25 protein-coding genes and 1 other RNA gene are annotated in these 23,254 nt (G+C 63.9%); 11 read left to right on the top strand and 15 right to left on the bottom strand.

Annotation, left to right across the window (positions count from 1 at the left end; all coding sequences use genetic code 11):
• Positions 1-557: 557 nt before the first annotated feature.
• The 5 genes from lipB to folP all read left to right on the top strand — a co-directional run bounded on the left by lipB (position 558) and on the right by folP (position 5,954).
• Entirely contained in the window at positions 558-1,274 is a 717-nt protein-coding gene (gene lipB, locus N5A93_RS11350; protein WP_268955208.1) for a lipoyl(octanoyl) transferase LipB, read from the top strand.
• A gap of 190 nt (positions 1,275-1,464) precedes the next feature.
• On the top strand, positions 1,465-1,881 hold the full coding sequence (locus N5A93_RS11345; protein ID WP_268955207.1) for a c-type cytochrome: 417 nt from the start codon (positions 1,465-1,467) through the stop codon (positions 1,879-1,881).
• A 240-nt stretch (positions 1,882-2,121) separates the two neighbouring features.
• Entirely contained in the window at positions 2,122-3,795 is a 1,674-nt protein-coding gene (ctaD, locus tag N5A93_RS11340; protein ID WP_268955206.1) for a cytochrome c oxidase subunit I, read from the top strand.
• Positions 3,796-3,949: 154 nt separating this feature from the next.
• Positions 3,950-4,879, top strand: coding sequence for a dihydroneopterin aldolase (locus tag N5A93_RS11335; RefSeq protein ID WP_268955205.1), 930 nt, complete (start codon positions 3,950-3,952; stop codon positions 4,877-4,879).
• Positions 4,880-4,937: 58 nt separating this feature from the next.
• Positions 4,938-5,954, top strand: coding sequence for a dihydropteroate synthase (gene folP / locus N5A93_RS11330; protein WP_268955204.1), 1,017 nt, complete (start codon positions 4,938-4,940; stop codon positions 5,952-5,954).
• Positions 5,955-6,070: 116 nt separating this feature from the next.
• Here the strand turns inward: folP and N5A93_RS11325 are convergent, their stop codons facing one another.
• Positions 6,071-6,982 (bottom strand): DMT family transporter, encoded by a 912-nt coding sequence (locus N5A93_RS11325; protein ID WP_268955203.1) that lies wholly within the window; start codon positions 6,980-6,982, stop codon positions 6,071-6,073.
• Between the two features lie 92 nt (positions 6,983-7,074).
• Complete coding sequence (ilvC, locus tag N5A93_RS11320; RefSeq protein WP_268955202.1) at positions 7,075-8,097, bottom strand: ketol-acid reductoisomerase; 1,023 nt, start codon at positions 8,095-8,097, stop codon at positions 7,075-7,077.
• Between the two features lie 134 nt (positions 8,098-8,231).
• Here ilvC and N5A93_RS11315 point away from each other — a divergent pair, with 134 nt between their 5' ends.
• The 3 genes from N5A93_RS11315 to N5A93_RS11305 all read left to right on the top strand — a co-directional run bounded on the left by N5A93_RS11315 (position 8,232) and on the right by N5A93_RS11305 (position 10,359).
• The gene (locus tag N5A93_RS11315) at positions 8,232-8,687 is read left to right on the top strand and encodes an Lrp/AsnC family transcriptional regulator (protein WP_268955201.1); all 456 of its coding nucleotides are present in this window, start codon (positions 8,232-8,234) and stop codon (positions 8,685-8,687) included.
• Complete coding sequence (locus N5A93_RS11310; protein ID WP_268955200.1) at positions 8,684-9,142, top strand: Lrp/AsnC family transcriptional regulator; 459 nt, start codon at positions 8,684-8,686, stop codon at positions 9,140-9,142. Before N5A93_RS11315 ends, N5A93_RS11310 begins: the two co-directional genes overlap by 4 nt.
• An 89-nt stretch (positions 9,143-9,231) precedes the next feature.
• A complete protein-coding gene (locus tag N5A93_RS11305; protein WP_268955199.1) occupies positions 9,232-10,359 on the top strand; it encodes an aminotransferase class V-fold PLP-dependent enzyme in 1,128 nt (375 codons plus the stop codon).
• 6 nt (positions 10,360-10,365) lie between these two features.
• Here the strand turns inward: N5A93_RS11305 and N5A93_RS11300 are convergent, their stop codons facing one another.
• The 3 genes from N5A93_RS11300 to N5A93_RS11290 all read right to left on the bottom strand — a co-directional run bounded on the left by N5A93_RS11300 (position 10,366) and on the right by N5A93_RS11290 (position 12,606).
• Positions 10,366-11,568 (bottom strand): UbiH/UbiF family hydroxylase, encoded by a 1,203-nt coding sequence (locus N5A93_RS11300; protein WP_268955198.1) that lies wholly within the window; start codon positions 11,566-11,568, stop codon positions 10,366-10,368.
• A gap of 50 nt (positions 11,569-11,618) precedes the next feature.
• Complete coding sequence (locus N5A93_RS11295; RefSeq protein WP_268955197.1) at positions 11,619-11,861, bottom strand: hypothetical protein; 243 nt, start codon at positions 11,859-11,861, stop codon at positions 11,619-11,621.
• 100 nt (positions 11,862-11,961) lie between these two features.
• Positions 11,962-12,606: a pyrimidine 5'-nucleotidase gene (locus N5A93_RS11290; protein WP_268955196.1), complete on the bottom strand. Its 645-nt coding sequence runs from the start codon at positions 12,604-12,606 to the stop codon at positions 11,962-11,964.
• 112 nt (positions 12,607-12,718) lie between these two features.
• On the opposite strand from N5A93_RS11290, the gene N5A93_RS11285 reads away from it, so the two are divergent.
• Entirely contained in the window at positions 12,719-13,363 is a 645-nt protein-coding gene (locus tag N5A93_RS11285) for a GntR family transcriptional regulator (protein WP_268955195.1), read from the top strand.
• Here the strand turns inward: N5A93_RS11285 and N5A93_RS11280 are convergent.
• Together N5A93_RS11280 and carA are read right to left on the bottom strand one after the other, a co-directional pair.
• A complete protein-coding gene (locus N5A93_RS11280) occupies positions 13,337-15,217 on the bottom strand; it encodes a glycosyltransferase (RefSeq protein WP_268955194.1) in 1,881 nt (626 codons plus the stop codon). The two genes, N5A93_RS11285 and N5A93_RS11280, sit on opposite strands and share 27 nt — an antisense overlap.
• A 94-nt stretch (positions 15,218-15,311) precedes the next feature.
• Positions 15,312-16,460, bottom strand: a complete 1,149-nt coding sequence (gene carA / locus N5A93_RS11275) for a glutamine-hydrolyzing carbamoyl-phosphate synthase small subunit (RefSeq protein ID WP_268955193.1) — start codon at positions 16,458-16,460, stop codon at positions 15,312-15,314.
• A gap of 187 nt (positions 16,461-16,647) precedes the next feature.
• Between carA and N5A93_RS11270 the strand changes: the two genes are divergently transcribed.
• Positions 16,648-17,106 (top strand): GatB/YqeY domain-containing protein, encoded by a 459-nt coding sequence (locus N5A93_RS11270; protein WP_268955192.1) that lies wholly within the window; start codon positions 16,648-16,650, stop codon positions 17,104-17,106.
• A 9-nt stretch (positions 17,107-17,115) separates the two neighbouring features.
• Here the strand turns inward: N5A93_RS11270 and N5A93_RS11265 are convergent, their stop codons facing one another.
• From N5A93_RS11265 to N5A93_RS11235, 7 genes are all read right to left on the bottom strand, one after another.
• A complete protein-coding gene (locus N5A93_RS11265) occupies positions 17,116-17,646 on the bottom strand; it encodes a DUF2244 domain-containing protein (RefSeq protein WP_268955191.1) in 531 nt (176 codons plus the stop codon).
• Between the two features lie 76 nt (positions 17,647-17,722).
• An RNA gene (gene rnpB, locus N5A93_RS11260) (RNase P RNA component class A) lies at positions 17,723-18,114 on the bottom strand.
• Between the two features lie 11 nt (positions 18,115-18,125).
• The gene (locus N5A93_RS11255) at positions 18,126-18,869 is read right to left on the bottom strand and encodes an N-acetylmuramoyl-L-alanine amidase (protein ID WP_440590575.1); all 744 of its coding nucleotides are present in this window, start codon (positions 18,867-18,869) and stop codon (positions 18,126-18,128) included.
• Entirely contained in the window at positions 18,820-19,545 is a 726-nt protein-coding gene (locus N5A93_RS11250; RefSeq protein WP_268955190.1) for a hypothetical protein, read from the bottom strand. Before N5A93_RS11250 ends, N5A93_RS11255 begins: the two co-directional genes overlap by 50 nt.
• A gap of 37 nt (positions 19,546-19,582) precedes the next feature.
• Positions 19,583-21,064: an Asp-tRNA(Asn)/Glu-tRNA(Gln) amidotransferase subunit GatA gene (gene gatA, locus N5A93_RS11245; RefSeq protein ID WP_268955189.1), complete on the bottom strand. Its 1,482-nt coding sequence runs from the start codon at positions 21,062-21,064 to the stop codon at positions 19,583-19,585.
• Positions 21,064-21,351 carry an Asp-tRNA(Asn)/Glu-tRNA(Gln) amidotransferase subunit GatC gene (gene gatC, locus N5A93_RS11240; RefSeq protein ID WP_268955188.1) on the bottom strand — a complete coding sequence of 96 codons (288 nt, stop codon included), beginning with the start codon at positions 21,349-21,351 and terminating at the stop codon, positions 21,064-21,066. Before gatC ends, gatA begins: the two co-directional genes overlap by 1 nt.
• Positions 21,352-21,384: 33 nt before the next feature.
• Complete coding sequence (locus N5A93_RS11235) at positions 21,385-22,047, bottom strand: ceramidase domain-containing protein (protein ID WP_268955187.1); 663 nt, start codon at positions 22,045-22,047, stop codon at positions 21,385-21,387.
• 58 nt (positions 22,048-22,105) lie between these two features.
• Here N5A93_RS11235 and N5A93_RS11230 point away from each other — a divergent pair, with 58 nt between their 5' ends.
• On the top strand, positions 22,106-22,798 hold the full coding sequence (locus N5A93_RS11230; RefSeq protein ID WP_268955186.1) for a metal-dependent hydrolase: 693 nt from the start codon (positions 22,106-22,108) through the stop codon (positions 22,796-22,798).
• Here the strand turns inward: N5A93_RS11230 and N5A93_RS11225 are convergent.
• On the bottom strand, positions 22,795-23,250 hold the full coding sequence (locus N5A93_RS11225) for a nucleoside deaminase (protein ID WP_268955185.1): 456 nt from the start codon (positions 23,248-23,250) through the stop codon (positions 22,795-22,797). The two genes, N5A93_RS11230 and N5A93_RS11225, sit on opposite strands and share 4 nt — an antisense overlap.
• Positions 23,251-23,254 lie beyond the last annotated feature (4 nt).

Genomic DNA, 23,254 nt, shown 5'->3' with positions numbered 1-23,254 from the left:
GATCAGTGATCTGGTAGGTGGGCGGCGATATACGCAATCGCGCCGCCCATGTGAAGAGGCAATCCGGGAGCCGCGCGAAAATAATTCGCGCGCCCGAAACCTCAGCTGGCCCGCCCTTTGCGCAACAGGCCGGCCTCGATGCGCAAAGGCCCTGTTTCGCGACGGTGAAGACCGGCGCCGCCGCCATTCATCCGGCTCACCGCCGCCCGGAACAGCGTCTTGCTCAGGCTGGCGTCGCACCGTAATCGCGAGCCGCGACCGGCGGTGAAAGCAGCCCATCAGGATGTTATTCTCCTGATCGGTGTCTGCCCGGTCCTCGGCGTGCCCGGATACCCCTGATAGCGCGAGACCGCGGCGCCGGGTCGGGCCGCCCATGATGCCGCCCCGGACCCGGCATTGAAGCCGAAACAGTCGAGCGATGCCTGACTCTGGCGCCGCCCGGCACGCGCCGCCATGGTGAAAGGCTTTGAAACCCTGTTGCGCCTCCGGTAATGTTCCTCGTCAAATACATCCCCATCCAGGCACGCCCGCCTTCCTGACGCCGAGAATTCCCCGCCGTGTTGACACCCGAAACCCTCCAGAACACGGTCGCGGGCGTCGAATGGCACCGCTCGGCGGGCCTTGTCCCCTACCCGGTCGCCGTCGCCGCGATGGAGGACCGCGTTGCGCGAATCACTGCCGGCACCGCGCCCGAGGCGATCTGGCTGCTCGAACACCCGCCGCTTTATACCGCCGGAACATCGGCCAATCCGGCCGATCTGACCGCGCCAGACCGCTTCCCGGTGCATCCCACGCGGCGCGGCGGGCAATATACCTATCACGGCCCCGGCCAGCGCGTCGTTTACGTGATGCTCGACCTCAACCGGCGCGGCCGGGATGTGCGCGCCTTCGTGCAGCAACTCGAAAGCTGGGTGATCGACACGCTCGGGCGCTTCAACATCCGCGGCGAGCTGCGCGAGGGCCGGGTCGGGGTCTGGGTGCAGCGCGACGACAAACCCCTGACCGCCACCGGCCAGCCCGCCGAAGACAAGATCGCCGCCATCGGCATCCGGCTGCGCAAATGGGTCAGCTTCCACGGCATCTCGATCAATGTGGAACCCGATCTCGAGCATTTCTCGGGCATCGTGCCCTGCGGCATCGCCGATCACGGCGTCACCAGCCTGGTTGACCTGGGCCTGCCGGTCACCATGGGCGATCTCGACGTGGCGCTGCATCAAAGCTTCGCGCGGGCCTTTCCGCCGCCGCAATCCGCCATGTGCCTGCCCCAAGGCTGAACCCGCGCGCCCGGCCCCGCCCTGCGTCACGGGCCTGCGTCACGGGCGCGCAGGGCATGCGTTCCTGCACGGAATGCGCTCATATCCGCCGTTCCGGAACCTCGTGCCTGTTGCCCTGCGCGCCAGATTGGCTAACTAATGAGGTCTCAAGCGCGCAACAGCCACACAGCCATTCAGCAAAGAGGCCGACATGAAATCATTGTTCACCGCATCCACCGCCCTTCTGGCCCTCGCCGCCCCCGCGCTCGCCGCGGGCGACGCCGCCGAGGGCGAAAAGGAATTCCGCAAATGCAAGGCTTGCCACATGATCCAGTCCGATGACGGCGAGATGATCGTCAGGGGCGGGCGCACCGGCCCCAACCTCTATGGCGTGATCGGCCGCACCGCCGGCGCCGTCGAGGATTTCAAATACGGCGACAGCCTCGTCGCCGCCGGCGAGGCCGGGCTTGTCTGGGACGAGGAGAACATGGTTCCCTACCTTGAAGACCCCAAGGCATTCCTGGTCGAGCAGACCGGCGATTCCGGCGCACGCTCGCTGATGACCTTCAGGTTGCGCAAGGGCGGCGAAGACGTGGCCGCCTACCTCGCGACCTTCTCGGGCGAATAAAAGACCCGCTCTTTCAAGGGCGTGACCCTTCACCGCCGCGCCCCGACCGGGCGCGGCGGCTTGCGTTCCGGCACGCCCCTGCGGCAGGCATTCCGCAGGGGGGGGTGCGACAAAATTATTTGATCTGGGTCAACTTCTCGCATTGCCCCCCCTGCATCGGCATTCTAAAACCTGAATGGATACAAGGGCGCACGGTTACGGGAATCGTGCCCCAGGGAATTGACCAGCAGGAGGCAGACAATGGCAGACGCAGCCATTCACGGCCACGAACACGAAGATCAGCGCGGGTTCTTCACCCGGTGGTTCATGTCCACGAACCACAAGGATATCGGTATCCTTTACCTGATCACCTCGGCTGTCGTGGGCCTGATTTCGGTTCTGTTCACCGTCTACATGCGGATGGAACTGATGGAACCGGGCGTGCAATACATGTGCCTCGAGGGGGCACGCTTCACCGCGGCCGCCGCGGGCGAATGCACACCCAACGGACATCTCTGGAACGTCATGATCACCTATCATGGCGTGTTGATGATGTTCTTCGTCGTCATTCCGGCGCTGTTCGGGGGCTTTGGAAACTACTTCATGCCGCTCCAGATCGGTGCGCCCGACATGGCCTTCCCGCGGATGAACAACCTCAGCTTCTGGCTTTTCGTCGCGGGCACATCGCTTGGCGTCGCCTCGCTTCTCGCGCCGGGCGGCAACGGCCAGCTCGGGTCGGGCGTGGGCTGGGTGCTCTATCCGCCGCTCTCCTCGAACGAGACCGGCATCTCGATGGATCTCGCGATCTTCGCCGTGCACGTTTCGGGCGCCAGCTCGATCCTCGGCGCGATCAACATGATCACCACCTTCCTCAACATGCGCGCACCGGGCATGACGCTCTTCAAGGTGCCGCTGTTCGCATGGTCCATCTTCGTCACGTCCTGGCTCATTCTGCTGGCACTGCCGGTTCTGGCCGGCGCCATCACGATGCTGCTGACGGACCGCAACTTCGGGACCACCTTCTTTGATCCCGCAGGCGGCGGCGACCCGGTGCTTTACCAGCACATCCTGTGGTTCTTCGGCCATCCCGAGGTGTATATCATCATCCTTCCGGGCTTCGGCATCATCAGCCACGTGATCGCGACCTTCTCGCGCAAGCCGATCTTCGGCTACCTGCCGATGGTCTGGGCGCTGATCGCCATCGGTTTCCTGGGCTTCGTCGTCTGGGCGCACCACATGTATACCGTCGGGATGAGCGTGACGCAGCAATCCTACTTCATGATGGCCACCATGGTGATCGCGGTGCCCACCGGCGTGAAGGTGTTCAGCTGGATCGCCACCATGTGGGGCGGCTCGATCGAGTTCAAGACGCCGATGCTCTGGGCCTTCGGCTTCCTGTTCCTGTTCACCGTGGGCGGCGTCACCGGCATCGTGCTCAGCCAGGCGGGCGTGGACCGCGCCTATCACGACACCTACTATGTCGTGGCGCATTTCCACTACGTCATGAGCCTCGGGGCCGTGTTCGCGATCTTCGCGGGGATCTACTTCTACTTCCCCAAGATGACCGGGCGCATGTATCCCGAATGGGCCGGCAAGCTGCATTTCTGGGCGATGTTCATCGGCGCCAACCTGACATTCTTCCCCCAGCACTTTCTGGGCCGTCAGGGCATGCCGCGCCGCTATATCGACTATCCCGAGGCATTCGCCCTCTGGAACTACTGGTCGTCGATCGGCGCCTTCCTCAGCTTCGCGTCCTTCGTGTTCTTCTTCGGCGTGGTGTTCTACTCGCTGTTCCGTGGCGCCAAGGCCACCGAGGCGAACCCCTGGAACGAATATGCCGACACGCTGGAATGGACCCTGCCCAGCCCGCCGCCCGAACACACGTTCGAGCATCTGCCCAAGCAGGAAGAGTGGGACAAGCAGCCCGCGCACTGACCCAGTCAGGCACACAGCAACGACAGGCCCCGGATATCCTCCGGGGCCTGTTTCGTTCCGGGCATCGTTGCCCCGGCACCGCTGCCGCCCCTGCGCCCGGCGCTGTCGCTTTCACGCATTCCCCCGCGCCGCGCGCCATGCTAAGCCCCGCGCCATGAGCAACGAAATCCGCCTCGCCTTCGAACATCCCGCCGCGCGGGCCGACGCCACCGCCCCTGACGGGCCGCTGGACCGTATCTCGCTGCGCGACCATATCGTCGAGGTCGAGATCGGCGCCTTCCAGGCCGAACGCGGCGTGACGCAGCGCGTCTGCTTCAACGTCGTGGTCGAGGTCCGCCCCGTCTCGGCCCGGCTCGATGACGACGTTGACCGCATCCTCAGCTATGACCGCGTGACCGAAGCCATCGCCGCCGAACTGGCCGAGGAACGGCTTAACCTTCTTGAAACCCTGTCCGAGCGCATCGCCGAACGCATCCTGCGCGAACCCCAGGCCGTGCGCTGCTTCGTGCGCATCGAGAAACTCGATCGCGGTCCCGGCGCGCTTGGCGTCGAAATCGTGCGCTCCGTCGATGATCTCGCCACCAAGCCCGTCGGCCAGCACGCCGACACCACGCCCCACCCGCATGTGGTGTTCCTGACCAACGCCGCGATCCGCTCGCCCAACCTCGCCCGCTGGCTCGATCAGTTCGAAGCCCGCGCCGAGCCGGTGATCCTCTGCGTCGGCCACCCCGAGGCAGAGGCCCCACGCACCGGCCACAAGATGACCCAGCGGCGCGTCGACCTCCTCGCGCTCGAACAGAACGCATGGGTGCTGGCCGCGCGCGACGACCGCTGCGTCGTGGTCAATACCCGCACCGAACTGGACTGGGCGATGAAGAACGGCCAGATCAGCGTCTGGGCGCCCTCCAAGATCGTGCTTGACGCGGTTGACGGCCCGCTCAGCGGGCCGGACGACCCCGTCGCGCTGGCCGCATGGTTCGCCGGTCACATGGAAGGCTCCGACCTGCTCCTGATCGGTGAAACGCCCCCGCGCGACGCGCCGGTGCCGGTTCTGGCGCAGGACATCGCACAATCGGGGCTTTGACTCGGCGTCGTGCCGGTGTATGCGCCACGTCGAGCGCGCCCCAGCAGGACAACACCGCATGACCAGCTATTACCGCCCCGTGCCCCGCTATGACCATTGCCGCCCCGACACGGCGCTGCCGCTCGCCGGTGGCTGGCTCTGGTTCGACACGGTCGAGGAAATCCGCCGCGACGCCCCCTCGCGCCTCCTGCCCGCCGCGCAGGTGCCGCCCGAGGCGCTTGACCGCCTGACCGCGCCACGCGCACCCATCGCCGGGATCGATCTCTCGCGCCCGCAGCTCATGGGCATCCTCAACGTGACGCCAGACAGCTTTTCGGATGGGGGCGAGCATTTCGAACCTGCCGCCGCTCTCGCCCATACCCGTGACATGATCGGCGCGGGTGCGGCGATGATCGACGTGGGCGGTGAATCCACCCGCCCCGGCGCGCAGGAAATTCCCATCGACGAGGAAATCCGCCGCACCGCGCCCGTGATCTCGGCGATCCGGGGCGAGGCAGGCATCCCGATTTCCATCGACACCCGCAAGGCCCCCGTGGCCCGCGCCGCTCAGGCGGCCGGTGCGAATCTCATCAATGACGTGGCCGGTTTCACCTTCGACCCGGATTTGGCGCCCTTCGCCGCCTCCGCCGGGCTGCCGGTCTGCGTGATGCATGCCCAGGGCACGCCCGACCTCATGCAGGCCGATCCGCATTACGACAATGTCGCGCTCGACATCTACGACTACCTGCAAGAACGCGTCACCGCCCTCACCGCGCTTGGCATCCCCCAGGGGCAGATCGTGGTCGATCCCGGCATCGGCTTTGGCAAGACGCTGGAACACAACCTCACACTCCTGCAGAACCTCTCGCTGTTTCACGGGTTGGGATGTCCGGTGCTGCTCGGTGTATCGCGCAAGCGGTTCATCGGCACCATCGGCGGCACCGAAGAGGCCCGCCGCCGCGCCCCCGGCTCGATCGCCGTCGCGCTGGCCGGGGTGGCGCAGGGAATGCAGCTTTTGCGCGTCCATGACCTGCGCGAGACCGCCGAGGCGCTGCGCCTCTGGCAGGCCGCAACCCTCGGTCAGAATGCGGGCTGATTTTCCCGGCTTCATCTGTGGATAAAGTGCCGGAAAATCGGCTTTGTACAAATTCTCCGCGCGACCCCGTGAATTAGGTACAAAAGCAGCGTACAAATCGGACGTTTTGTACGCTCTCAACCGCGCCCGAACAGGCGGCTCAAGGCCCCGTATTGGCTCAATCCGACGCCGCACAGGATCAGTGACAAGGCGGTCAAAAGGCTTGGTGGCAAGGGCTCTGACAGGATAAGCGCGCCCAGCAGCACCGACCAGACCGGCACCTGGTAGTTGACCAGGCTCATGAACACCGGTCCCGCCGACCGGATTACCAACACCCTCAGCAACGACGCACCGGCAGTCGGGACAAGACCCAGAAAAAGAAGCACATACAATGTGTTACGGTCCGTTCTTGGTGGCGCGCCCTCGACCGCCCAAGCCGCCGAAACCACGATCACCGCGCCGATCATCAGGGTCACCGCGTTCAGCCCGATTGAATCCATCTTCGGCAAAAGACGCATCTGAACCGAACTCAGCGCGTAACAACTCGCCGCGCCCAGACAAGCAGCGCGCCCAAAGAATTCAAGAGATTCCCCTGTTGATTCAAAGGCTTGTCCACCAATCAAAACGACCACCCCGACAAATCCGATGATGAATCCGGCCACCTTCCGCGGCGAAAGCCGCTCGCCCGGCACCATGAAATGCGCCAGCGGCAGCACACCCAGTGCCACCGCCGCCATCGACACCCCCGCGAATCCCGAAGTGACATATTGCTGCCCCCAGCTCAGCAACATGAAGGGCACTGCGGATGATAGTGCGCCAATGGCAAGAAGCCTTATTATGTCTTGTTTTTCAATTGGCTGCGCGAATAACTTGAAACCTCTGAATCCCCATATCGCCATCATCAGAAGCGTCGCAAACCCGATCCGCGCCGCGGCCAGCCAGAACGGCGTAATCCCTTCCAGCGCGATGGCCATCACCATGAAGGTGGCGCCCCAGACCAGCCCGAGCGTCGCCACCATGAGCCAGCTTTTTCCCGTGATTTCAGGCATATACGACCCTGTTGACGTGTTTCGGCTCTGAAAGAAAAGACCCCGGCCAAAAGGCCGGGGTCGATCCGCTGTCGGTCAGACGACGTCCTGGATCAGTTCTTGTCCTGATCCACCAGCTTGCCCGCGCTGATCCACGGCATCATCCCGCGCAGCTTCGCGCCGACCTCTTCGATCTGATGCGCGTCATTCATCCGCCGCGTCCCCTTGAAGAACGGCTGCCCAACGGCATTTTCCTGCATGAAATCACGCACAAAGGCGCCGGTCTGAATGTCGTGCAGGATCGCTTTCATCTCTTTCTTGGTGCGCTCATAAGGCAGCACCCGCGGCCCGCTGACATACTCGCCATACTCGGCTGTGTTCGAGATGGAGTAGTTCATGTTGGCAATGCCGCCCTCGTAGATCAGATCGACAATCAGCTTCACCTCGTGAAGGCATTCAAAGTAAGCCATTTCAGGGGCATAGCCCGCTTCGACCAGCGTTTCGAAGCCCATCCGGATCAGCTCAACCAAACCGCCGCACAGCACCGCCTGCTCGCCGAACAGGTCGGTTTCGCATTCCTCACGGAAGCTCGTTTCGATGACGCCCGAACGACCGCCGCCGATGGCCGAGCAGTAGCTGAGTCCCAGTTCCAGCGCCTTGCCCGACGCGTCCGTATCGACCGCCACAAGGCAAGGCACGCCGCCGCCCTTGACGTATTCGCCGCGCACCGTGTGGCCCGGACCCTTGGGCGCCATCATGATGACGTCGATGCCTTCCTTGGGCTCGATCAGGCCGAAATGCACGTTCAACCCGTGTGCAAAGGCGATCGCCGCGCCGGGCTTGATGTTGTCATGCACGTATTTCTTGTAGGTTTCGGCCTGCAATTCATCGGGCATGGTGAACATCATCAGGTCGCACCATTCGGCGGCCTCAGCGATGCCTTTCACCTCCAGCCCCTCGGCCTCAGCCTTGCGGGCGCTTTTCGATCCCTCGCGCAGCGCCACGCACAGGTTCTTTGCACCCGAGTCGCGCAAATTGAGCGCATGGGCGTGACCCTGGCTGCCGTAGCCCAAGATGGCGACCTTCTTGTCCTTGATCAGATTGATGTCGCAATCGCGATCATAATAAACGCGCATGATGATCTCCTCTTTGATGCGGTGTCTTTGAGCCAGAGATTAAGCGCAACGCGGGAAAACTGTGTGCAAAAGGCGTTTTATTCCTCCTAAGTTCGGTATATCACTTCTCTATATTCGACAAATGCGAAAATTTCATGCTTGACGACACGGACAGACGCATCCTGCGCCACTACCAGCACGGCCCAGGCCTTGGCCCGGCGGACCTTGCCGATCTTGCGGGCGTGACCCCCGCGACCTGCGCCCGCCGGCTCGAGCGGCTGACGGCGGCGGGGATCATCCGGGGCAATCATGCGGTGATTGACTGGCGCGCGCTTGGCTACGAGGTCGAGGTATCGTTACGCATCACGCTCGACAAGACCCAAGCCCGCGCATTCGACGAGTTCATGGAGGGCGCCCGCGAGGTCAGCCATGTGGTTGAAATTCAGACATTTCTTGGCCGTGTCGACGTGCGCCTTTCGGTGATCGCGCGGGACATGGCGCATTATCAGCAGATCTATCGCACCGATATCCTGACCCTGCCTCATATAGCCGATATCGAGGCGCTGATGCATGTCGCGCGGATCAAGTCCGACGAGGTGCTGCCGCTATGATCGACCTTGATACAACCGACCGCAGCCTGCTGCGCGAATTGAGCCGCGACGCCACCCAAAGCGCCAGCGCCCTTGGCCGCAAGCTGGGCCTGTCGCAGCCCGCCACCTGGCGGCGCATCAAGCGCCTGCGCGAAAGCGGCGTCATCAAGGGGCAGCGCCTGGATCTGGACCGCGAAAAGCTGGGATTCGGCGTCACTGTGTTCCTGGGGATCAAGCTGGTCACCAAGGGGCGCGTCAGCCTTGAGGATTTCGAGCGCGCCGTATCGGCCATCCCCGAAGTGCAGACAGTCGAGCATATCCTGGGCCTTTATGATTATCGCCTGCGCGTGGTGGCCCGGGACATCGCCGACTTCGAACGCGTCCTGCGCCGTCGCCTGATGACCTTGCCCGGCGTCGGTGATGTCGAGGCCAATGTCATTCTGAGCGAAGAGCGGCGCTCCGGCCCCATCGGTTAGGCGCACCCGTGACAAGAACGGCATCTAGACTTTGCCTTTGACGCCGCGGCGCGCTAGCACTTGGCCAACGCCAATAAGGAGACATCGCCATGACCGCACTGCTTGACACCGTGGATCCCGACGGCCTTCTGGAATACTCGGTCGTGTTCACCGACCGCTCGCTCAATCACATGAGCGAGCAGTTTCAGCAGGTGATGCGCGACATTTCGGGGATGCTGAAAGATGTCTACAATGCCGATGCGGTGGCGCTGGTGCCCGGTGGCGGCACCTGCGCGATGGAGGCCGTCGCCCGGCAGTTCGGCAAGGATGCCCATGCGTTGATCGTGCGCAACGGCTGGTTTTCCTATCGCTGGAGCCAGATTTTCGATGCTGGCGCATTCACCGCAGAAACCACTGTCTGTATGGCCCGCCAGACAGGCAACGGGGCGCAGGCTCCCTTCGCCCCGGCCCCGATCGACGAGGTGACGGCCAGTATCCATGATGCGAACCCGGATGTGGTCTTTGCCCCTCATGTGGAGACCTCGGCGGGGATGATCCTGCCAGATGACTATATCGCCGCACTGGCAGAGGCCGCGCATGATGCAGGGGCGCTGATGGTGCTGGATTGTATCGCCTCGGGCTGTGCGTGGGTCGATATGAAGGCCACCGGCGTGGATGTGCTGATCTCGGCGCCGCAAAAGGGCTGGTCCGCCTCGCCCTCTGCCGGTCTGGTGATGCTCTCCGAGCGTGCGATTTCGCGACTTGCCAATACCAGCTCCAACAGTTTTGCGCTGGATCTGAAGAAGTGGCGCGACATCATGCAGGCCTATGAGAACGGCGGACATGCCTATCACGCCACCCTGCCCACCGACGCGCTGCGCGCCTTTCGCGACACGATGATCGAGACCCGCGATTACGGCTTCGCGCGCCTGCGCGAGGCGCAATGGGCCCTCGGCGACGGGGCGCGTTCGATGCTTGCGAAGAAAGGCATCGTGTCAGTCGCCGCCGATGGGTTCGGCGCACCGGGCGTGGTGGTCAGCTACACCGACGACCCCGATATTCAGAACGGCGGCAAATTCGCGGCCGAAGGCATGCAGATTGCCGCCGGTGTGCCGCTGGCCTGCGACGAGCCGGAGGGGTTTCGCACCTTCCGGCTGGGGCTCTTCGGGCTCGACAAGCTCTATGATGTGCCCGGCGCCCTGGCGCGGCTGAAAGCGGTTCTGGACAAGGTTCTTTAAGCGGGTTCAGCCGCGCGCGCCAAGCCCCAGTTGCATCAGCGTCTTGCGCACGGGGGCCAGCGAATAGATCGCGTCAAGCGTCATGGCGCGTGCATCCCGCAGGGGCTGCGCGTGCATCATCGACGCCCGGTTGAGAATATCGATCCCCTTGACCCTTGCCACGACCTCGAAGTGGCGGCGGCGGTGATAGCTGGCCAGCATTTGCGCATCGCCCAGCCTTTCGGGGGCGGACTCGGCCAGTTCCAGCAGCACGCGCATGTCACCAAGGCTCATGTTAAGCCCTTGCGCACCGATCGGTGGCACCACATGAGCGGCTTCGGCGACAAGCGCGACGCGCTCGGCGTTCATACGCTCGGCCAGTTGGCTGATGATCGGCCAGACCGTGCGCCGCGAGGCCAGCGTCAGCGGTCCGAACAGCATGCAGGAGCGTTCATTCATCGCCGCCTCGAACGCGGCGACAGGGAGCGCCTCGAGCCGCCGCACCTCGGGGCCTTCCTCCATCCAGACGATCGCAGAAGAGGGGCGCCCGTCATAGTCGGGCAGCGGTACGAGGGTGAAGGGGCCACCCGAGCGGTGGATCTCGGTCGAGACATTCTCGTGCGGGATCGGATGCGTTACGGTGAAGGCCAATGCCTTTTGCCCATAGCGCGTGGTCTTGACCTCCACGCCCGTTGCCTCGCGAACCGGCGAGTTGCGCCCGTCGGCGGCGATCACCAGCCGACAGCGCACGCGGGTGCCGTCGCTCAGCCCGACGCGCGCCTCAGCCTCGCGCGTGAAAAGCGAGGCAAAGCCGGTGCCGGCGAGAAAGGTGACATTGGCCATCTCTTCCAGATGCGCCACCAGCTCGCGGCGCAAAAGCCAGTTGGGCAGGTTCCACCCGAACGGCCCGGTCGAAATGTCGGCGGCGTCGAATTCCTTGGTGATGCGCGGCGCGGCGGTGGCCCCGCCCGCATCGACGATGCGCATGATCTGCAGGTCGGCGGCATAAGGGGCAAGGCGCGCCCAGAGACCGGCCTGGTGGAGCAAAGCCTGGGCAGGTTGCAGGAAGGCGGTCGTACGCAGGTCCGAGCCTTCGGCGTCACGCGCCGTCACCGGTGGTGCGGGATCGACGCAAAGGACTGAAAAGCCTGCATTTCCGAAAAGAGCCGCCGCCGTCAGCCCGGCAACGCCCCCGCCCGAGACGACTATGTCGTAATCTGTCATGCTCATCGAGTCGCCCTCCTTGAGAGCGCTTGTGGGGCGCTCGCGCGCTGTCGCGTTCAGGGCCGGGCGATCATCAGTATGGCAACCCAGATCACCGGAACGGCCGCGACCGCGGGGATATAAAGCCCCGGAATGCCCCACATCGCAATGCTTACGCCCCACGCCGCCAACAAGACCAGAACAGTCAACAGGATCGGGCCGAACAACGCATCATCCGGGTCGCGTTCTGTCGGGGTGCTGTCGGCATGGGTGGCGGCATAATCGGTCATCTTGGATTTGGTCGCGTCGGTCATTGTCATCAGGAGGGAATCCCTTTTACCCGGAGTTTGATTTCTAACCTCTAGATAGGTTCGCTCTGCCCGGATCAAAGGAGCATTTCGCCGCAGTCGCGCCGCGCGCTCAGACCAGCCGCGCCAGGAAACCGCTCAAATCGTCGGTGTGGTGCTGGATATGCGCAGCGTTGATGCGTTCGGGCGCGACAAGGACCGTGCACATGCCCATGTCATGAGGCGCGGCAAGATTACGCGGGTCGTCCTCGAACATCGCGGCGCGCGCAGGGGCGATTCCGTCGCGCGCGAAGACCGCATCGAATGCGATGCGGTCGGGCTTGGGGTGATAGGCAGCATGCTCGACGCCGTAAACAGCATCGAACACGCCCGCCAATCCGCGCCGCGCGATCACCTGCTCGGCATAGGGTGCGCTACCATTGGTATAAACGATGCGCCGTCCCGGCAGCGCGGCGATGCGGCTGCGCAGTTCGGGATCAGGCGTCAGAGCGTCGAACGAGATGTCATGCACCTCGACCAGATAGGGTTCCGGGTCGATGTCATGCTCGCGCATCAACCCCGCGAGGGTGGTCCCGTGCTCGCGCCAGTAGCGGGCGCGCAGGCTGTCGGCCTCGGCGCGGTCCAGCCCGAGCGTTGTCATGACAAAGCCCGTCATGCGCTGCCTGATCTGGTCGAACAGCGGGACATCGGGCGGGTAAAGTGTGTTGTCGAGGTCGAAAACCCAACTCTCGACATGGGTGAAACCGGACTTTGCCATGGGGCACAATCTAGAGCGCCGCGACACTGCGTGCAATCGCGCAAGGCTTGATTGATCACGTCCGGGGTGCTTACTGTCCCGCAATGACAAACGGACAGGGACAGGACCGCAGATGAAAGCCCCCCAGAAAGACGCCTATACGCTGATCCTGGAAGCGATCGACATGGGGTTGTACAAGCCGGGCGACCGCCTGGTGGAAAGTGATCTTGCCGAGCGTTTCGGCGTGTCGCGCACACCGATCCGCGAAGCACTGCAACGGCTTGAGACACAGTCCCTTCTGACACGGGACGGGCGCAGCCTGATCGTGGCGTCGCTCGATCACAACCAGCTGGCCGAGCTTTATGTCGTGCGGGCCGAACTGGAAGGGCTGGCGGCCGGGCTGGCGGCGCGCCACGCCACCGACGAGGAAGTGCGAGTGCTGCGCGACATGGTCGAGGATGACCGCAGGCTGCTGAATGACCCCCAGGCGATGGCCCGCGCCAATCGCCGCTTTCACAAGCAGATCCACCTGGCCTCGCATAACCGGTTTCTCGTGCAGCAGCTTGATCTCGTGCATCGCTCGATGGCGCTGATGGCGACCACATCGCTGGCGGCGATGGGGCGTCCCGAAGATGCGCTCAAGGAGCATGACGCGATCGTCAGCGCTATCGAGGCGCGCGATTACGCCGCTGCGGGCGATGCCTTGAAACAGCATATTTCCAAGGCTTTCGTCACCCGGCTCAAACTTGACTCAGGTGAGGTCGACAGCATTGTCTGAGCGACGGATCGCACCGGCCTTCAATGACAGTCCGTGCACTGTCTTGTCCCAGAAGAACGGCTTCAGGACCAATTCGTAAAGCGCCTTGTAGGCGGCGATCGCCGCGAGCGGAGCATAGAAATGCATCGTGGGAACCCACCACATGAGATGGCGGTGGTCGCGCCCGGAAACGGCTGCGGCATAGATAACCATGCCCAGGATCTCGACGATCAGGAACAGGCTGCACAATATTACCAGAGTGTCGCGCGCGATCATCCAATCCATCGGATGCGGCAGTGCGAAAAGCACCAGCCAGAACGACCAGAGCACCGGCGCCAGCAGAACTTGAGATAGCGCCGAGACAAAATGCGCCTGGAATCCCCAGAATTTCCAGGCACCGAGCTGCCGGTAAAGGCGGCGCGGATGGCGCATGTGCACGAGATAGGTGGTCATGTAGCCCTTGAGCCAGCGTGAGCGCTGCTTGATCCAGGGCCAGAGGTGGCAATTGGCCTCTTCACCAGTGACGGTGGCGATCATCTCGGTCCGGTAACCATGACGGGCCAGGCGAAAGCCCAGATCGGCATCCTCGGTGACGTTGTGGGCGTCCCAGCCGCCCAGCTTTTCCAGAATGTCGCGGCGAAAATACAACGTCGTGCCACCAAGCGGGATGGCGAATCCCAACCTGGCCATGCCCGGCATAATCATGCGAAACCATGCGGCGTATTCGATGGTGAAGCAACGCGCCAACCAGTTCTGGCGCGGGTTGTAGTAATCCAGAATTCCCTGCAGGCAGACCACATCCGGCGGCGCCTGCTGAAAGCGGCGGGCCACGGCGGTGATCTGATCGGGTGCCGGTGCGTCCTCGGCATCAAAGATGCCGATGATGTCCCCTTCGCAGAAATCAAGCGCATAGTTCATCGCCCGCGGCTTGGTGCGCGGCTGCCCGTCGGGCACGACGACGGCCCGCATCCAGGGCGGCAGATCGATCTGTGCAAGTGTTTGGCGGGTCAGGTCGTCTTCTTCCTCGAGCACGAGGATCACATCCAGGAGGCATTTGGGATAGGTCAGGCGTTGCAGACGCGCGATCAGGGCATGGGCGATCTCGGTCTCGCGAAACAGCGGCACCATGATCGACACCCTGGGCAGGGGTGCACCCGCGACCGGGCCGGAATTCGGCTGCGGTGGCTTGTCCTCCTGGCTGATGCGCGCAATGAAGGCCGCAAGTTTGAGGGAGATCGTGATCACCAGGGTCAATGCTGCCCAGAACGCGAAAATTGTGAAAACCATGAGCGGAAACGCGAAAGTCAGCGCGCAGACGAGGCCCAGAAGGCCCAGCGTCAGCCCCAGCCGGAGCCCGAGGCGCCCGCTCCATGTGCGGCAACTTTCGACCTCGGGCACGCGGGCCTGAGCGGTTTGTGTCAGGGCCGTGCGAAGGCGCCGCGCGATCTCGGACTGGACCTGCTTGCGCGGGGCTATGAGCATGCGCCCGGGTGGCGCCGCCGTGCTGGTGATAGGCCGGTGGGTCAAGGTGGCGGGCATCCCGTCGCGGTCGGTCACCGGCAGTGCCCCTGCGCGCAGCAGATCACCCGGAGAGGCAGCCGTGTCCCGCGTCGGCAGTCCGGCCATGTCGGCAGGCGACACGCAGCGCGTGGTCAGCCGCGCGGCATGGGCCTTGAGCAGCGTGTCCTCGTCGGTGAGCCCCTCGGCCAGAAGGATGCTTTCGAGCGGTGCATCGCAATGCTTTTGCACAAGCTGCACCAGAGCCATGTCCGAAGCCGAGATTACCCCGTTGCGCACCAGTTGCGCAGCGTAGCTTTCAGATGCCCCGAGTTTTTCCGCCGGCTTCCCGACCTGGCGCAGTTCCGAGATTCCCAATGGTTCCTCCTAGCCCGTCGCCCCCGTCAGGGAGAATGGGCAAGGAAGGTTAAGACTTCGTTCACAAGACCTTAACGAAGGGTTAACGCCGCCGTCAGCCGGCCATCGACGCCGCGAAACGCTCGAAAAGATAGAAACTGTCTTGCGGTCCCGGGCTGGCCTCGGGATGATGTTGTACGGAAAACACCGGCCTGTCGGTCATGCGAATTCCGCAGTTCGATCCGTCGAACAGCGAGACATGCGTTTCCTTCACCCCATCGGGCAACGTCTGGCTGTCCACGGCGAATCCGTGATTCATCGAGGTAATCTCGACCTTGCCGGTTTCCATATCCTTAACAGGGTGGTTCGCGCCGTGATGGCCATGGTTCATCTTGACGGTTCTGGCGCCAAGCGCCAGTGCCAGCATCTGATGGCCAAGGCAGATGCCGAACAGCGGCAGGCCCTTGTCGAGAACCCCTTTGATCATCGGCACGGCATATTCCCCGGTGGCCGCCGGGTCGCCGGGACCGTTCGAGAGGAACACGCCATCGGGCTCATGCGCAAGAACCTCTTGCGCGGTGGCGGTAGCGGGCAGGACCGTCACCTCGCAACCGGCACTGGCAAGGCAACGCAGAATGTTGCGCTTGGCCCCGTAGTCGATGGCCACCACCTTGTGACGGGCATTGGTCTGGCGGGTATACCCTTCGGGCCAGGCCCAGCGCATTTCATCCCAGCGATAGGATTGCGCACAGGTGACCCGACGCGCCAGATCGGTGCCTTCAAGGCCGGCAAAGCCGCGCGCCTTGGCGACCAGCGCGGCGGTGTCGAAATTCCCTTCGGGGTCATGAGCAAGAGCGACATGCGGCGCGCCCTGCTGGCGGATCGCACGGGTCAGGCGGCGCGTATCGACGCCGCCAATGGCAATGCGACCGCGCTTTGCGAGCCAGTCGGCCAGCGTCTCGGTGGCGCGCCAGTTGCTTGGCGTGGTGGGATCCCATTTGACGACCATGCCTTCGGCCACGGGATCGGCGGTTTCGTCATCCTCGGGATTGACGCCGACATTACCGATATGGGGAAAGGTGAAGGTTACCACCTGCCCCGCATAGGACGGGTCGGTCATGATTTCCTGATAGCCCGTCATCGCAGTGTTGAAACACAGCTCGGCGGTGGTTTCCCCGGTCGCGCCAAAGCCGCGCCCGAAGAAAAGCGTCCCGTCGGCAAGGGCCAGGCAGGCGGTCGGGCGGTCTGGGGTCGCGTGGGCCATGACGTGAGTCTCCGGATGCGGGCAAATTGGGGTATATCTATGAGCCTGCCCCGCAAGGGTCAAGGGACAAGATGGCCGCCCGCCACGCCAAGAAAACAAGGGGATTTCGTAGCGTCACCCGCGCTTGTCTCTGGTTATGGACTTCTGTATTGTCGCAGACTTCTGACATAGTACGGGATGGACCGGCATGAACTTGCGAGACCGGATCACGACGGCCCTCAAAGACGCGATGAAAGACAAGGACAAAGCGCGGCTTGCAACGCTGCGGCTGATCAATGCCGCGATCAAGGATCAGGACATTGCCCGGCGCGGTGCTGACGGGGAAGCCGGTGTCACCGATGCCGACATCCTTGCGATCCTTGCCAAGATGACCAAGCAGCGGCAGGAAAGCGTGCGCGCCTACGAGGAAGGCGGACGGCTGGATCTGGCCGAGCGCGAGGCGCAGGAGATCGCGGTGATCGAGGAATTCCTGCCACGCCAGCTGAGCGATAAGGAGGTCGAGGCCGCCGTCGATTCCGCCATCTCCGAGGTCGGCGCCAGTTCGGTGCGCGACATGGGCAAGATCATGGGCCGCCTCAAGGAACAATATGCCGGGCAGATGGATTTCGGCGCGGTCGGAGCGAAAGTGAAAGAACGGCTGGGCTGAGCCGGTCACTCAGACCGGACCGTGGCCCTGACCGTGGCCGGGATCAGGCGCGGCGGCGCAGCGCAAGGCGTCAACGACCTCGCCATAAAGCACCTTGCGTTCCTCTTCCGAGAGGAACGCGCCCAGTTCGACCTCGCGGCCCTTGCCGCGCAGCGTGATGTAATGGCCGACCGGTCCGCCGCTCACATGCATCTGCGGCTGAACCCAGTAGCTCAGGCATTCCCATTCCTGGCGCGCGCCCCCCGGATTGGTGCGCAACAGATGCACATTGTGGGGATCGATGCGCAGCTCCTCGCTCATCCTGGCATCGCGGTATGAACGCTCGAGCGCCCACCAGATCCCGGCCACCGCCAACAGCAGGAACGGCAACAGCCCCCATAGCACCACCGTACCCAGCAGCGGGTAAAGCGGAATGGTGATCATGACGAAGGTCACCAGGATGAATGCCGCGAAGCCCTTGCGCGACAAGGAGCGATGCGGCCAGAGCCGCAGATGCGTAACGGGTGCCGCGCCGGTGTCTTGGGTCCACTCATAGGGCATGAGGCTATTCTAGCGCGTCCGTCGGTGTTGAAAAGACGCCGCCGCCCGCGATCATGCGGGCGGCGGCGGAAATCTCTGGCGCGGAAAGCCTGTAAGCCGGATTCTGTCCAGGGGTTGCCCCCTTGGATGACCATTCCTCTGGATGCCGTGTTACCACGGCACCTCAAGCTGCCAACCCGGATCGCCGGGGCAAGGCGTCCCTGCGGGCGGTATCGGTTGCCCGACCGGACCCCGCATGCGATCCCTATTCGGCATTGCTCCCGGTGGGGCTTGCCATGCCGGGGCTGTTACCAGCCCCGCGGTGGGCTCTTACCCCACCGTTTCACCCTTACCGCGACGTGCGCGGCGGTCTGTTCTCTGTGGCGCTTTCCCTCGGGTTGCCCCGGCCGGGCGTTACCCGGCACCGTTGCCTTGTGGAGTCCGGACTTTCCTCGGAGGGCAAACCCCCGCGGTCATCCGGCTTTCCGCGCAGATGTCATCTAGGCGCCGTGGCGGGCGCGGTCAACGGGGAAGCGCGCGGCAAGGTCGGTCATCAGCGCGCGGTCGGTGTCGTCGAGCGCGCCCGAAGCCCATGGGCGGAACCGCTGGCGAAAAGCCGAGAGGATCGGCGCGCTGTCATCCGTATCGCCCTCTGCCAGGGGATAACCAAAGCGACGCGCCGCATCGAGGAAATCCCCTGCGGGCGCGCCGGGGTGAGGCCATATGCTGAGCCCCTCTAGGGCAAGGCGCCGCCAGTCGAAGCGCCGCCCCGGATCGGATTTGCGCATCGGGGCCAGGTCGGAATGGGCGATGACGCGTTCGGGGCGAATATGAAGGCGAGCCATGATCCCGCGCATCAGGTGCCCGAGCGTGGCCATCTGAGGCTCGGGAAAGGGATGGGCCCCGGTATTGACCAGTTCGATCCCGATCGAGCGGGAGTTCACGTCGCTGACATCGCCCCACTTGCCGGCCCCGGCATGCCAGGCGCGCATGTCCTCTTCGACCAACTGCCGGATTCGCCCGTTTTCGCAGATAAGGTAATGCGCCGAGACCTCGGCCTCAGGGTCGCAGAGCCGTTCGAGCGCGGAGTCCGCACTATCCATGCCGGTATAATGCAGCACGATCATGTCAGGCTGTGCGCCGTCGCGGCGCGGCCCGAAATTGGGCGACGGGTGCCGGATCAGCCTGGCCGGATCAGCCACCGACAGCCTTGCGGAACGGGCGCGGATCCCAGCCGCAGGCATAGCCGTCGCCATCGGGATCGAGGCCCAGACGGTCCCGCTGCGGCCCGCCCCTGGCCAGAAAGTCGATCTGCGCCTGGTCGGGCGAGGCGTAGGCCGCGCAATTGCGACGGAACTTGGCCTCCTGGTTGATGCCGACGCGCTTGTGGACGCGAGTGCCGACGGGATGCGTGGTGCTCAGGGCATATTGCACCACGTTAGGCCCGGTATCGCCACTGCGCGACGGCAGCGCCTCGGGTTCGATCACCTGATAGCGTGCGCGGTTCTGGGCGATCAGCGCGGCATCGGATTCGATCGATCGCTCGGCGCTGACCGCATCGAAATTCGTCTCGCCCGAGATACCGCCCGAATTGGTGACTGTCCGCGGCTGCGGGTTGCCTGGATCGGCATGGACCACCGGCTCGCCGGAATTGGCGGCGCGTTCGCGCAGGGCGGCCTGTGTCTCGGCGGCGATGTCTGCCGCATCGCCTTGCGACGGTGCGCCGTTCGGGCCGAGCGTCTCGCTCGAGACCGCGTCGGGTGCAGGCAAAGCGTTACCGGCCAGTTCCGCATCGCGTGCCTGGCGCTGCGCCTCGAATTCATTGTAGTCGCCAAAGCCCACGCCAGCGCCGCTGTCGGGAACAGCGGGCGCACAGGCGGTCAGGGCCGCAAGGCCTGCTGCACAAATAAGGAAACGCATCTGTTCATGTCCTGCCATCAAAGGTCTTGACGACCTTCTACCACCATTTCTCGGGCTTCGCCACAAAGCCCGCAGCCTGCTCCAGTGCATATCCTGTATTCAGCAGATCACCCTCGTCCCAGGGACGGCCGATCAGTTGCAGCCCGAGCGGCAGCCCCTGCTTGTCCAGCCCCGCAGGGACCGAGATGCCGGGTAGCCCGGCAAGGTTCACCGTGACCGTGAACACATCGTTGAGATACATCTGCACCGGATCGGCGTTCGCCATCTCGCCCAGCCCGAAAGCGGCCGAGGGCGTCGCGGGTGTCAGGATGGCATCGACCCCGGCGTCGAAAACCTGTTCGAAGTCGCGCTTGATCAGGGTGCGGACCTTGCGGGCGCGGTTGTAATAGGCGTCATAAAAGCCCGCCGACAACACGTAGGTGCCGACCATCACGCGGCGCTTCACCTCGTCACCGAAGCCTTCGGCTCGGGTCTTTTCATACATTTCGGTGATGCCGTCGCCCTGTTCCAGCCGCGCGCGGTGACCATAGCGCACCCCGTCATAGCGCGCCAGGTTCGAGGAGGCCTCGGCGGGGGCGATGACGTAATAGGCGGGCAGCGCGTATTTGGTATGGGGCAGCGAAATATCGCGGATCTCGGCACCCGCATCCTTGAGCATCGCCGTGCCGTCGGCCCAGAGGGTCTCGATTTCGTCCGGCATGCCATCCATGCGATACTCGCGCGGGATGCCGATCACCTTGCCCTTGATATCGCCGTTCAGAAGTGCCTCGAAATCCGGCACCGGAATATCGGCGCTGGTGGAATCCTTCGGATCATGACCGCACATGGCTTCCAGCATGATCGCGCAGTCGCGCACCGTGCGGGCCATAGGCCCGGCCTGATCAAGCGAACTGGCGAAAGCGACGATCCCCCAGCGCGAGCAGCGCCCATAGGTGGGCTTGATACCGGTGATGCCGGTGAAGGCCGCGGGCTGGCGGATCGAGCCGCCGGTATCCGTGCCCGTCGCGCCAAGGCAGAGATCGGCCGCAACAGCCGCAGCCGAACCACCCGAGGACCCGCCCGGCGTCAATTGCCGATCGTCCACCTTCCAGGGATTCACCACGTCGCCATAGACCGAGGTCTCGTTGCTGGACCCCATGGCGAATTCGTCCATGTTGAGCTTGCCCAGCATGACCGCGCCCGCATCGAAAAGATTCTGCGTGACGGTGGATTCATATTCCGGGCGAAACCCTTCGAGGATGCCGCTGGCCGCCTGGCTGGGCACGCCCCTGGTGCAGAACAGGTCCTTGATGCCGAGCGGGATGCCGCACAGGTCCGGCGCATCGCCCGCCTTGATCCGCGTATCGGCGGCGGCGGCCTGTTCGCGCGCGATGTCCGAGGTGTCATGCACAAAGGCATTGAGCGCCCCGGCGCCTTCGATCTGCGTCAGGCAGGCCTCGGTCAACTCGGCACTGGTTACATCACCCTTGCGCAGGGCGTCGCGGGCCTCGGCGATGGTCAGCTTGTTCAGATCGGTCATCATTCAACCACCTTCGGCACGGCAAAGAACCCTTCACGCGCATCGGGCGCGTTCGACAGGACCCGGTCGGTCATCCCGCCTTCGGTCACGACATCCTCGCGCCGCTTGAGGCGCATCGGCGTGACGCTCGTCATCGGTTCGATGCCTTCGACATCGACCTCGTTGAGTTGCTCGATGAAGCCGAGAATATCGTTGAATTCCTGCGCCAGCGCCGACAACGCGTCATCCTCGACGCGAATGCGGGCCAGCTTGGCTACCTTGGCGGCGGTGTCCTTGTCGATCGACATGCATCAATCTCCGTGTTCCAGTCGCTACCGCGTTTAGCGCCGGGGCTCGGGCGGTGCAAGCATATGGCGGCGGTAAAGCTCGATCATCCAGCCCAGCATCAGCGCATTGAGCAAATGCCAGCCGAAATGCGTTCCCATCGGGATCAGCGCGCAGGAGAGGCCGTCAATGCTGCGCATGGTCAGCGAGGCCACCAGCAGCCCAGATCCCAGCAGAAGATTGCGCGCGGTCTGTGGCGCGCGCCCGCGCAGCGCCAGCCCATAGCCCGCGATCAGCAGCGGCAGCGGCAGATACCCCGCCGAGGCTCCGGCCACGGGAATGAGCGCCAGGAGCGGCACCAGCGCCGCCGACAGCGCCACCGCGACCACAGTGCCAAACAGCGCGGCCACCCGCCCCATCCGCCAGAATCCGCGATTGGCCGCGTAGATATAGATCAGCACGAAGCAGAGGATCGGCACCACATCCGCCATCGCCGCCCAGGCCTGCGCATGGGTGTGAAACAGGAACGACCCCACTCCGATCGCCGCCAGCACCCCCACCAGCAGCCGCGCCAGCGGCAGCCGCGCATCGTCCAGGCGGCGCCACATCACGAATGCCGCCAGCATGAAAGCCGCGTTGGTGACGGCATTCACCGGCTCGGCCCAGTACCCGGCGTCAAGCCGCTCGCAATAGGCATCAATCGGGCGTGTCCAGTCCACGGGGCTTTTCTCCTGCGATCGGGTTGATACTGTGAAGGGGAAACATAGGGAGATGACAATGAAAATCACGTGGCTTGGACATTCATCCTTCCGGATTGAGATTGGCGGGCTGGTCCTGTTGGTCGATCCCTGGCTGACCGGCAACCCCATGCTGGAGCCAGATCAGCACAAGGCCGCCACGCAGGGCGCGACACATATTCTTCTGACCCATGCCCATTTCGATCATGCGGGCGACCTGCCGAAGCTGGCGCAGGACCTGGGGGTTCCGGTGGTCGGACAGTTCGACCTGATGTCGCATTGGGAGGAACATGAGGGCATCGAGACCGTCGGCTTCAACAAGGGTGGCACGGTGGATCTCGATGGCGTCATGGTGACGATGGTGCATGCGGTGCATTCCACCTCGATCGGAACCGAAAACGGGCCGCATGTGACCGGGACCGAATGCGGCTACATGATCGCGGGGGAAGGCCATACGATCTATGTCTCGGGCGACACCGACGTGATGGCCGACATGAAGATATTCAATGACCTTCACGCCCCAGATATCGGCATTCTATGTGCGGGCGGCCATTTCACCATGGACATGAAACGCGCGGCCTATGCAGCCAAAAGTTTCTTTGATTTCAAGACGGTCATTCCCTGCCACTACAAGACCTTCCCGATCCTCGAGCAATCTGCAGAGGCGCTGATCGCTGCCCTTCCGGGCGTCGATGTGATCGAGCCCGAGGTCATGACGGCGATCGAGATCTAGGGCGCGCGGCGCTCCTGGAAGAACCGCTTCAGGAGGGCCTCGGATTCGGCGGCGGCGATGCCGTCATAAATCTCGGGAACATGGTGGCATTGCGAATGCGTGAAGACCCGCGCGCCATGCGCCAGCCCGCCGGATTTGGGATCGGAGGCCCCGTAGTAAAGCCGCGCGATACGGGCGGCGGCGATGGCGGTGGCGCACATCGCGCAGGGCTCGAGCGTGACGTAAAGCGCATGGCCCGGCAGGCGCTCGCTGCCGGCGGCCGCACAGGCCTCGCGGATCGCCAGGATCTCGGCATGGGCGGTGGGATCGCTCAATTCGCGCGTGCGGTTACCGGCCCGCGCCACCACATGCCCGGCAGCGTCGATCAGCACGGCGCCGACCGGCACCTCGCCCCGCCCTGCCGCCTGTCGCGCCTCGTCAAGCGCTGCGTCCATATGGCTGTTGAATGTCATGACG

The sequence above is a fragment of the Roseovarius salincola genome (assembly GCF_026891095.1).
Classification (GTDB): Bacteria; Pseudomonadota; Alphaproteobacteria; order Rhodobacterales; family Rhodobacteraceae; genus Roseovarius; species Roseovarius salincola.
The sequence above is the reverse complement of the archived record's forward strand: the minus strand, read 5'-3'. Positions and strand labels throughout refer to the sequence as shown.